The sequence below is a fragment of the Streptococcus mitis genome (genome assembly GCF_001074635.1).
In the GTDB taxonomy this organism is placed as follows: Bacteria; Bacillota; Bacilli; order Lactobacillales; family Streptococcaceae; genus Streptococcus; species Streptococcus mitis_E.
In genome coordinates this window covers 1-9901 of the sequence record NZ_JUQO01000236.1, presented here as the reverse complement: position 1 = coordinate 9901, position 9901 = coordinate 1, and the positions used below count along the sequence as shown (strand labels likewise).

The following is a 9901-nucleotide window of genomic DNA, read 5'->3' as shown; positions in this document are numbered from 1 at the left end:
AGTACAGCCTGCGGCTAGCTTCCTAGTTTGCTCTTTGATTTTCATTGAGTATTAAATACTTTTTCCAGGTAATAGTGTAACTGGTAAAAAGTAACCAGTTGTCGCAACTTCCTTGCCTTCTATCTTCTGCAAGAGAAGATCAACAGTGAGTTGGGCAATCTCTTTCAAGGGTTGCTTGATAGTAGCCAGTTGAGGGTAGTAATTTTCGATAAAATAAGTCCCATCATAGCCGATGACCTTGAGCTCTTCAGGGACAGAGATGCCCAGTTCTTGAGCGATTTTAATGACCAGAATAGCTGTTAAGTCATCTGAAGCAAAAATGGCATCTGGTTTTTGACGGGTCAAGATATTCTTGATTTCCATTTCTTTTCTGACAGGAGAAAAGTCACTGGAAACATTGATAATAGGAGCTTTAGGGAGTACAGAAGCAAAACCAGCGTGGCGCAGTCCAGTTGGTGAATTGGAATTGTCATTCCCTGTAATCATGATGATAGATTGGGCGCCTGTCTTAACCAAAGTCTGGGCAGCAAGAACCCCACCAGCATAGTTGTCAGAGGAAACGACTGGAATGTCTGGAGACAAGTTTCGGTCAAAGGAAATAATCGGCGCCGTCACACGATTGTAGTCTTCAATTCCTAGGTTGTGACTACCCGAAATGATGCCGTCTACCTGATTGGCTTCCAACATTTCGATGTATTCGCGTTCCTTTTCAGAATCGTGCTCACTGTTGCAGATGATGGTCTTATAACCATTTTTGAAGAGTTGGTGTTCAAATTTATCAATCAATTCTGCATAGAAAACATTGGAAATATTTGGGAAAATCAAGCCGATTAACTTAGCTGACTTTCCTTGCAGACTACGAGCCAGATTGTTGGGTTTATAGCCCAATTCTCGCATGGCTTCATTTACTTTTTGAATGGTTTTCTCTGATAAATAGCCTTTTTTATTGATAACCCGAGAAACGGTAGTAGGGCTGACGCCTGCAAGTTTGGCGACATCAGTTAGTTTTGCGACCATAATCTAATTCATAGTAAGTTCCAGTTGGGTTTCCAGATTTGATGAGGATACCATTTTGGTCTGCATGTGGGAAGACACGACCAGAAAATACTTTTTCTCCTTTATTGATGAAAATTTCAAAGACAGAGTTATCGATGAAAATCGTAGCAGTAGTAGCCTGATTATCGATAGGGCAAGAACGAGTTGTCCCAAATTCTTGAGCGTACTGTTCACCAGCCTGGCTACGATCCACTGTCACTTGACCGTTTACAAGGTCAAGGTTGATTGAAAGTCCCTTGCCTTCTTTATCAGCAAGTAAGACAATCTCGCTTTGGCTATTGGCTTCCAAGTTGAGTTCAAGCTCGTAAGTGTTATTAGTTTGGACACGGTTTGAGAAGGCTTCTTCAGACGCACGAAGCTCCTTGATAGCTGCGACTGGGTATTGGTAGAGTTTGCCATCTTTGATAGTCAGTTCTTTAACCAAAGAGAAGGTTCCTTGGTGGTCAAAACGGTCAGATGGGTAAGAAACATCTGGTAATCCAAGCCAGCTAACTGCTAGAGCACGTCCATCAGGAGCGTTGAAGGCTTGGGTTGCATAGGCTTCAAAACCATAATCCATGTTTTGAAGTTGAGACACATCTACCATTTTAGCATTTTCAGGGTCAAAGGAAGCTCCGATTTTATACATATTTGGATAGATATTATCGTAGTCTAGAACCTTCTTATCCAATCCTTGTGGGCAGTAAAGAAGGACAGGTTGCTCTCCTACAAAGACCAGATTTGGGCATTCCATCATATAGGCAGTGCGATCGTTAGCAAAGTCAAGGTCGCCAACTGCTTGCCAGTTTGTGTAGTCATTGTCAATAGCTTTGTAGAGACGGACGAAGCCTTTTTTCTCCAAGTCCTGTCCACCGACGATGGCATAATATTGACCTTTAAAATTAAAAATTTGCGGATCGCGGAAGTGGTCTGTAGAATCTGCTGGTTGGTCAATTAAAATCTTGTCAATCTTCGTAATATTGCCATCCTTGTTCATCAAAGCCCCAATCTGGTATGGGTGACGGATCCAGTTTTCATCTCGGACATTTCCCGTATAGAATAGGAACAAATTATCGCCAAATTGCATAGCAGAACCCGAGTAGGCGCCGTGGCTATCTAATGGAGTATCAGGCAAAACTTTGACACCAGTTTCTGTGAAGTGAACCAAGTCCTCGCTTTCCAATTGCACCCAAGATTTCAAACCGTGGGCTGCACCAAATGGAAAGTTCTGATAAAAAACGATCCACTTCCCATCAAAGTAAGAAAAGCCATTTGGGTCGTTGAGGAGTCCTGTTTTTGGCTCAACATGGTAATGAGTATGCCATGGAGATTGTGCCATATTTTCTTTAATATTCTTAATTTCTTCTTGTGTCCAATCTTGATAAAGTCTGTAACGACGCTCAGTAGTCCATTCCATTCTTTCATTCCTCCAAAAATCTTATCACTTTTAATAGTAACCGTTTTCGGAAAAAAAAGCAAGCCTTTTATGTTAAAAAAGAGAAAAAACTGTCAAACGTTTGTCATAAAATAAATACAGGAAATCAATCATATTTTCACGATAATATGAAAGATAATGAAATAAAACCTTTTTAAACTAAGATTTCAAACTTATTTTTTCAAGAAATGCCTGATAAAACAGTCGAAAGCAATCAATTTGAAGTGTGTCCACTAAGTGGATAGAATATTTTTCTGCAAAACGCTTGACATATTTCTAAAACATGATAAAATAATAGTCGTAGGGCGAATAAAATCGCTTTCAAACAATAACAAAATTTTATATAAGGAGATTTTTGCAAATGAACAATCAGGAAATTGCAAAAAAAGTCATCGATGCCTTGGGTGGACGTGAAAATGTCAACAGTGTAGCTCACTGTGCGACTCGTCTTCGTGTCATGGTCAAAGATGAAGGAAAAATCAATAAAGAAGTGATTGAGAACTTGGAAAAAGTTCAAGGTGCTTTCTTTAACTCAGGTCAATACCAAATCATCTTTGGTACTGGTACAGTAAACAAAATGTACGATGAAGTTGTTGCACTTGGTTTACCAACATCATCTAAAGATGACATGAAAGCAGAAGCTGCTAAACAAGGGAACTGGTTCCAACGTGCTATCCGTACTTTCGGTGACGTTTTCGTTCCAATCATCCCAGTTATCGTAGCGACAGGTCTCTTCATGGGTGTGCGTGGTCTTTTCAATGCTCTTGAAATGCCACTTCCAGGAGACTTTGCAACTTACACACAAATCTTGACAGATACAGCCTTCATCATCTTGCCAGGTTTGGTTGTGTGGTCAACCTTCCGTGTATTCGGTGGAAATCCTGCCGTTGGTATCGTTCTTGGTATGATGCTTGTTTCTGGCTCACTTCCAAACGCTTGGGTAGTCGCTTCAGGTGGTGAAGTAACGGCTATGAACTTCTTTGGTTTCATCCCTGTTGTTGGTTTGCAAGGTTCCGTTCTTCCAGCCTTCATCATCGGGGTTGTCGGAGCAAAATTTGAAAAAGCTGTCCGCAAGGTCGTTCCAGATGTCATTGACCTCTTGGTAACACCATTTGTGACACTTTTGGTCATGTCTATCCTTGGACTCTTTGTCATCGGACCAGTCTTCCACATTGTTGAAAACTATATCCTTATTGGTACAAAAGCAATTCTTGGCTTGCCACTTGGTCTTGGTGGTTTCTTGATTGGTGGGGTTCACCAATTGATCGTCGTGTCAGGTGTGCACCACATCTTCAACTTGCTTGAAGTGCAATTGCTTGCTGCTGACCATGCTAACCCATTCAACGCTATCATCACTGCGGCTATGACAGCTCAAGGTGCTGCGACTGTTGCGGTTGGTGTTAAAACTAAAAATCCAAAACTGAAAACACTTGCTTTCCCAGCTGCTCTTTCTGCCTTCCTCGGTATTACAGAGCCTGCTATCTTCGGGGTGAACTTGCGTTTCCGTAAACCATTCTTCCTTTCATTGATTGCTGGTGCAATCGGTGGTGGATTGGCTTCAATCCTTGGACTTGCTGGTACTGGTAGTGGTATCACTATCATCCCTGGTACAATGCTTTATGCAGGTAATGGACAACTTCCACTATACCTTCTTATGGTAGCTGTATCATTTGCACTTGGTTTTGCTCTTACTTACATGTTTGGTTATGAGGATGAAAAAGAAGTTGCTACTGAAGTAGAGACAGAACGTTTGGTCCAAGAAGAAACAACTGGTAACATTCCAGCAGCTCTTCAAAATGAAACACTTGTAACTCCTATCGTTGGTGATGTTGTAGCTCTTGCTGATGTCAATGACCCAGTCTTCTCAAGTGGAGCTATGGGACAAGGTATCGCTGTGAAACCAAGTCAAGGTGTGGTATATGCACCAGCTGATGCTGAAGTTTCGATTGCCTTTCCAACAGGACACGCTTTTGGTTTGAAAACAACTGATGGTGCTGAAGTTTTGATTCACGTTGGTATTGACACTGTATCTATGAATGGTGAAGGTTTTGAAGCAAAAGTTGCTCAAGGTGATAAGGTTAAAGCTGGCGATGTTCTTGGAACCTTTGACTCAAACAAAATCGCTGCAGCGGGACTTGATGATACAACAATGGTTATCGTTACAAACACAGCTGACTACGCTTCAGTAGCTCCAGTCGCAACAGGTTCAGTTGCGAAGGGGGATGCTGTGATCGAAGTGAAAATCTAATCAATCCTCTCAAAATGAAAACGAACAAATGACATGTTTGTTCGTTTTTGCTTGAATGGTAAGATTTACAGAGGAAAATCTAAAAAATAGAGAAATTTAGACTTTCGAAATATGCTATAATAAAGAAAATAAAAACAAGAGGTTTATCATGACAAAATTATATGGAAGCTTGGAAGCGGGCGGTACAAAGTTTGTCTGTGCTGTCGGTGATGAAAACTTTAATGTTGTAGAAAAAACACAATTCCCAACAACAACTCCAATCGAAACAATCGATAAAACCATTGAGTTCTTCTCAAAATTCGATAACCTTGCTGGTCTTGCAGTTGGTTCATTTGGTCCGATTGATATTGATAAAAACTCAAAAACCTATGGCTTTATCACAACGACTCCAAAACCAAACTGGGCAAATGTGGACTTGCTTGGAGCCCTTCGTCGTGCCCTCAACGTGCCAATGTACTTCACAACAGACGTAAACAGCTCTGCCTACGGTGAAGTGGTTGCCCGTAATAATGCTGGTGGTCGTATCGAAAACTTGGTTTACTATACAATCGGTACAGGTATCGGTGCAGGTGTCATCCAACGTGGCGAGTTTATCGGTGGTGTGGGTCACCCTGAGATGGGTCACTACTATGTGGCTAGACACCCAATGGATATTGAAAAAGAGTTTAAGGGCGTTTGTCCTTTCCATAAGGGATGTTTGGAAGGCTATGCAGCTGGTCCAAGTTTGGAAGCTCGTACAGGTGTTCGTGGGGAAAACATTGAACTCAACAACCCTGTTTGGGATGTTCAAGCCTACTATATCGCTCAAGCTGCGGTTAATGCGACAGTGACTTTCCGCCCAGACGTGATTGTCTTCGGTGGAGGGGTCATGGCTCAACAACACATGCTGGACCGTGTCCGTGAGAAATTTACATCTCTTCTTAATGGCTACCTACCAGTACCAGATGTGCGTGACTACATCGTCACTCCAGCAGTCGCAGGAAATGGTTCTGCTACTCTTGGAAACTTTGTTCTTGCAAAAGAAGTTTCAAAATAAAGCACAAAATCCGCTTGGGAAACCAAACGGATTTTTTACATGTTAAAGCATTTGCCAGAAGAAGTCAATAATATAGGTCAGACCGTAGGTATAAACCACGAGGGTAAAGGGCTTGGTCAGAATGATGATGGTCATATAGCGCTTGAAACTCATCTTGGTCAGGGCAGCCAGCATACAGAGAAAGTCAGCTGGACTAATGGGCCAAATCATCATAAAGATAAAGAAACGGTCAAAACGATTGCCTTTATCCAACCAACCGATATACTTGTCATAGGTGCGCTTGCTGACGACGGACTGGACAAAGGCAGCCCCGTAGAGGCGCACCAGATAAAAGATAATGGCACAGCCAATCACGATACCGATATAGTTGTAGATTGTCCCGATGATGTGACCGTAGATAAAGACCCCAGCCACCGAGGTCAAGGCTCCAGGAATGATAGGGACGACCGTCTGTAAAATCTGTAAAAAGATAAAGAGAGGTGGCCCCCATATACCTGCCTGCTGTATAAAGGCAGAGAGGGTTTCCTTAGACTGTAAAACCCCAGCCTGATAAGCCCAAATACAGAAAATCAAACTCCCAACCCCACCGACAATCGATGAGATGTTGATAACTTGCTGCAGAAGGGGAGAAACAGCTTTCATTTGTTTATCATGTGACATGTGAACTCCTCATAGATAGTATAACTCTACTATACCATATTTTGGAGGAGAAAGGGGGAATGAGTCTTTTTGCTGAGGGAAGAGTGATGGATTTTGAGCCTAAACATGCTATAATAAAGGGAGCAGACATGTAGCAAAGGAGAGAGTATGATACAGGTAAAACCAGAACTGGAGATAGAAAAACAACTGATCAACCAACTGGTGACTGGGGAAAGTCAATGGACTTACAGAGATGACCTTAAAACAGAAGAGCAATTATGGGAAAACTTCTTTGAAAAGCTAGCCCAGAACAATGTTGCTCTATTGGCAGATCATCCCCTGACAGAACAGGAAAAACGCCAGATAAAGAATCAACTGAACTTTGTTAGCTACTATGATGCGGCCAAGTGGTTGGTCGGCGAAAATGGCATTGCCAAGGTTGAGGTTCAGAGAGAAGATGCTAGTTTGGGGACTATCCGTTTATCTGTCATTTGGCGAGACAATATCGCAGCTGGTAAGTCTAGTTATGAGGTTGTCAACCAAGTCGAGAGAGATAAGATAAATCCTCAGGATCAAGACCGCAGGCTAGATGTGACCCTCTTGATCAATGGCCTTCCAATGATTCAGATCGAGCTTAAAAGTCCCAGAGTTGCTTTTCTAGATGCCTTTCATCAAATTAAGAAGTATGATAGGGAAGGCAAGTTCCGTGGCATCTACTCTAGTTTACAGATGTTTGTTGTGACCAATAAGGTAGACACACGCTATATCGCTGCAGCCAGAGAAAATAAACTCAACAAGCAATTTCTAACCAAGTGGGTGGATAAGGACAACCACCCCATAACGAGCTTGACCAGCTTTGCCCATGAAGTCCTTTCCATCCCTCGTGCCCACCAGATGGTTATGCAGTATTCTGTCCTTGATGATAGTAAGAAGGCTCTTATCCTCTTACGTCCCTACCAGATCCACGCCATCGAAGCAGTGCAAGAAGCTTCTCGCCAGCAAGCATCAGGATATGTCTGGCACACGACAGGTTCAGGTAAGACCCTGACTTCTTATAAGGTAGCTCGGAATCTCCTCCAGATTCCATCTATTCAAAAGACGATTTTTGTCGTTGACCGCAGGGACTTGGACCAACAGACCACTTCGTCATTTCTCTCTTATGCGACCAATGATGTCATTGATATCGATGAGACGGATAATACTCATGATTTGGTCAAGCGACTAGGAAGTAATGATAAGCGTGTGGTGGTAACGACCATCCAGAAAATCATCACCATGATGCGTAAGTTTGATCAAGGTCTTTACCAAAGAGATGCGGACAAAATCAAGGGTCTCCGAGTGGCCTTTGTCGTGGATGAATGCCACCGTGCCGTAACACCTCAAACACAAAAAGACATTAAGGCTTTTTTTCCACAGTCTCTCTGGTATGGTTTTACAGGCACACCTATCTTTAAGGAGAATAAACGCCAGCAGGTCGGTGACCTAGCTCAGACCACCCAACAGCAATACGGTGACCGTCTCCATGAGTATACAGTCAAGGAAGCCATCCATGATGGTGCTGTTTTAGGCTTTAAGGTAGATTATCGCAATACCCTCATCACGGATAAATCTGAAAATGACATACCAGATACTGTCTATGAGAATGAGGAGCATATGCTGGAAGTCTTGGATGCCATTATCAATAAATCCCGTCAACAGTTAGGCTTCCAAAAGGGAGTAGGTAAGACCTACAATGCCATCCTGACCGTCAAATCCATCCCTCAAGCCCAAGCCTACTATGACCTGCTCAAACGAGTCAAAGCTGGGGAGACGAGAGTTAAGGTGTCGGAAAGGGTCAAGCAGGTCCTTCCAGACTTTCCAAAAGCGACTATCACCTACTCGGTCACAGAAAATGAAGAAGACTCAAGAGCCAACCAAGACCACATGAAGCAGGTTTTAGAAGACTACAACCAAGAGTTTGATACCCACTTTACCATGGCGGATCTTCGTGGCTTTAATACGGATGTCAATAACCGTCTAGCTCGAAAGCAGGACAAATACCTCTATCGCAATGAACAGTTGGATTTAGTCATCGTGGTCAATCGTCTCCTAACGGGATTTGATGCCCCTTGTCTGTCAACTCTTTTTATCGACCGCAAGCCTATGCAACCGCAGGACTTGATTCAGTCTTTTAGCCGAACCAACCGGATCTTTGACAGCAGTAAGACCTATGGTCATATCATCACCTTCCAAAAGCCTCTAGCCTTTAAGGAAGCAGTGGATAATGCCCTCAAACTCTACTCAAATGGTGGAGAAAACGAGATCCTAGCTCCAAGCTGGGAAGAGGAGAAGAGAAACTTTTTGAGGAGTTGCAGTGATTTCAAAAATCTTGCTACTGATGACTATGTGAATGGTCTAGATTTCGAGCAAGTCTCTACGCCTGAGTTGAGGAAACTAGCTAAAACCTATCAAGCCTTTGATAAATACCTAGCCTCTATCCTAGTGTATAAAGAGTATGATGAGGAAGAAGTTTACAGTCAGACAGGACTTGATGGAGAAAAGTTGGAAAGGTATCTGGGTCTTTATCGCAATGTCCTTGCAGAATTAAAAAGCCGAATAGAGGATGATGACGATGGAGAGCCCCTTGATATTCACTATGAACTAGAGTCTATCCAAGTGGATGAGATCAACTATGCCTATATCCTAACCTTAATCCAAAGCCTGATCGAGCAAGGTCAAAGTCAAGAAAAGAACCTAAGCGCTCAAGATAAGGAAGCCGTGGATAACTATATTGAGAGCCTTGAGAAGACCAATCCAAATCTTGCTCAGATTATCACTGAACTATGGAGAGAAGTCCAAGCAAATCCAGAAAACTATCGTGGTCAGTCTATTGCCAATATCTTGGATCAGATGATCGAGGCGGTTATCCAGCAACATATCCGAGTCTTTAGCAAACGTTGGTATGTCGGAGAGGATGAACTCCGTTACTATGTCGAACACTACCGCAAGGGAGCCAAAAAACAACTAGGAGAGAGCCAGCTGACCAAGAGCCAGCGCTATCAGGACTATAAGATAGAAGTGGCAGATGCCCTCAATCCCCTCCTCTATAAAAAACAAATCAAGGAAGCCTATACCCAGCTTGTCGAAGAAGTCATTGAGCCATTGAGGGTTGGGAGATAGGTCTTCGAGACTTAGAACAGGTCTCTATCCTAAAGTTTACATGTATTCTGGGTTTAGAATAGCCTTAATTCCATAAATTTACAAGCATTCTAAGATTCGAATAGCTTATCTGAGAAAGTTTTGAGGTATTCTAGCTTTCGAATAGTCGTCTTCCCTAAAGTTTATATGTATTCTAAAGTTAGAAAAGTTAAAATCTAAAAATAGTAAGAGTCTCTATCTGATGGACGGAGTGTGTGTCCAGTCAGATAGGGATTTTTTAATACTCTTCGAAAATCCAATTCAAACTACGTCAGCTTCGCCTTACCGTACTCAAGTACAGCTTGCGGCTAGCTTCCTAGTTTGCTCTTTG

At 42.5% G+C, this 9901-nt stretch carries 6 protein-coding genes; 3 read left to right on the top strand and 3 right to left on the bottom strand.

Going from position 1 to position 9901, the window contains the following annotated elements; genetic code table 11:
• Positions 1-51 precede the first annotated feature (51 nt).
• A complete protein-coding gene (locus ADI58_RS10075) occupies positions 52-1017 on the bottom strand; it encodes a LacI family DNA-binding transcriptional regulator (protein WP_049522487.1) in 966 nt (321 codons plus the stop codon).
• A complete protein-coding gene (locus ADI58_RS10070; RefSeq protein ID WP_049522486.1) occupies positions 998-2452 on the bottom strand; it encodes a sucrose-6-phosphate hydrolase in 1455 nt (484 codons plus the stop codon). Before ADI58_RS10070 ends, ADI58_RS10075 begins: the two co-directional genes overlap by 20 nt.
• 379 nt (positions 2453-2831) lie before the next feature.
• Between ADI58_RS10070 and ADI58_RS10065 the strand changes: the two genes are divergently transcribed.
• Both ADI58_RS10065 and scrK read left to right on the top strand, forming a co-directional pair.
• Positions 2832-4718: a sucrose-specific PTS transporter subunit IIBC gene (locus tag ADI58_RS10065; protein WP_049522485.1), complete on the top strand. Its 1887-nt coding sequence runs from the start codon at positions 2832-2834 to the stop codon at positions 4716-4718.
• A gap of 148 nt (positions 4719-4866) precedes the next feature.
• On the top strand, positions 4867-5754 hold the full coding sequence (gene scrK, locus ADI58_RS10060; protein ID WP_000164310.1) for a fructokinase ScrK: 888 nt from the start codon (positions 4867-4869) through the stop codon (positions 5752-5754).
• A gap of 42 nt (positions 5755-5796) precedes the next feature.
• Here scrK and ADI58_RS10055 read toward each other — a convergent pair whose 3' ends face one another.
• Complete coding sequence (locus tag ADI58_RS10055; RefSeq protein ID WP_049516275.1) at positions 5797-6414, bottom strand: TVP38/TMEM64 family protein; 618 nt, start codon at positions 6412-6414, stop codon at positions 5797-5799.
• A gap of 147 nt (positions 6415-6561) precedes the next feature.
• On the opposite strand from ADI58_RS10055, the gene ADI58_RS10050 reads away from it, so the two are divergent.
• The gene (locus tag ADI58_RS10050) at positions 6562-9552 is read left to right on the top strand and encodes a type I restriction endonuclease subunit R (RefSeq protein WP_049522484.1); all 2991 of its coding nucleotides are present in this window, start codon (positions 6562-6564) and stop codon (positions 9550-9552) included.
• The last annotated feature ends 349 nt before the right edge of the window (positions 9553-9901 follow it).

Bases quoted from the DNA above. Each gene is read 5' to 3' on its own strand.
- ADI58_RS10065 (WP_049522485.1), top strand. From the start codon at position 2,832: ATGAACAATCAGGAAATTGCAAAAAAAGTCATCGATGCCTTGGGTGGA.
- ADI58_RS10070 (WP_049522486.1), bottom strand. From the start codon at position 2,452: ATGGAATGGACTACTGAGCGTCGTTACAGACTTTATCAAGATTGGACA.
- scrK (WP_000164310.1), top strand. From the start codon at position 4,867: ATGACAAAATTATATGGAAGCTTGGAAGCGGGCGGTACAAAGTTTGTC.
- ADI58_RS10050 (WP_049522484.1), top strand. From the start codon at position 6,562: ATGATACAGGTAAAACCAGAACTGGAGATAGAAAAACAACTGATCAAC.
- ADI58_RS10055 (WP_049516275.1), bottom strand. From the start codon at position 6,414: ATGTCACATGATAAACAAATGAAAGCTGTTTCTCCCCTTCTGCAGCAA.
- ADI58_RS10075 (WP_049522487.1), bottom strand. From the start codon at position 1,017: ATGGTCGCAAAACTAACTGATGTCGCCAAACTTGCAGGCGTCAGCCCT.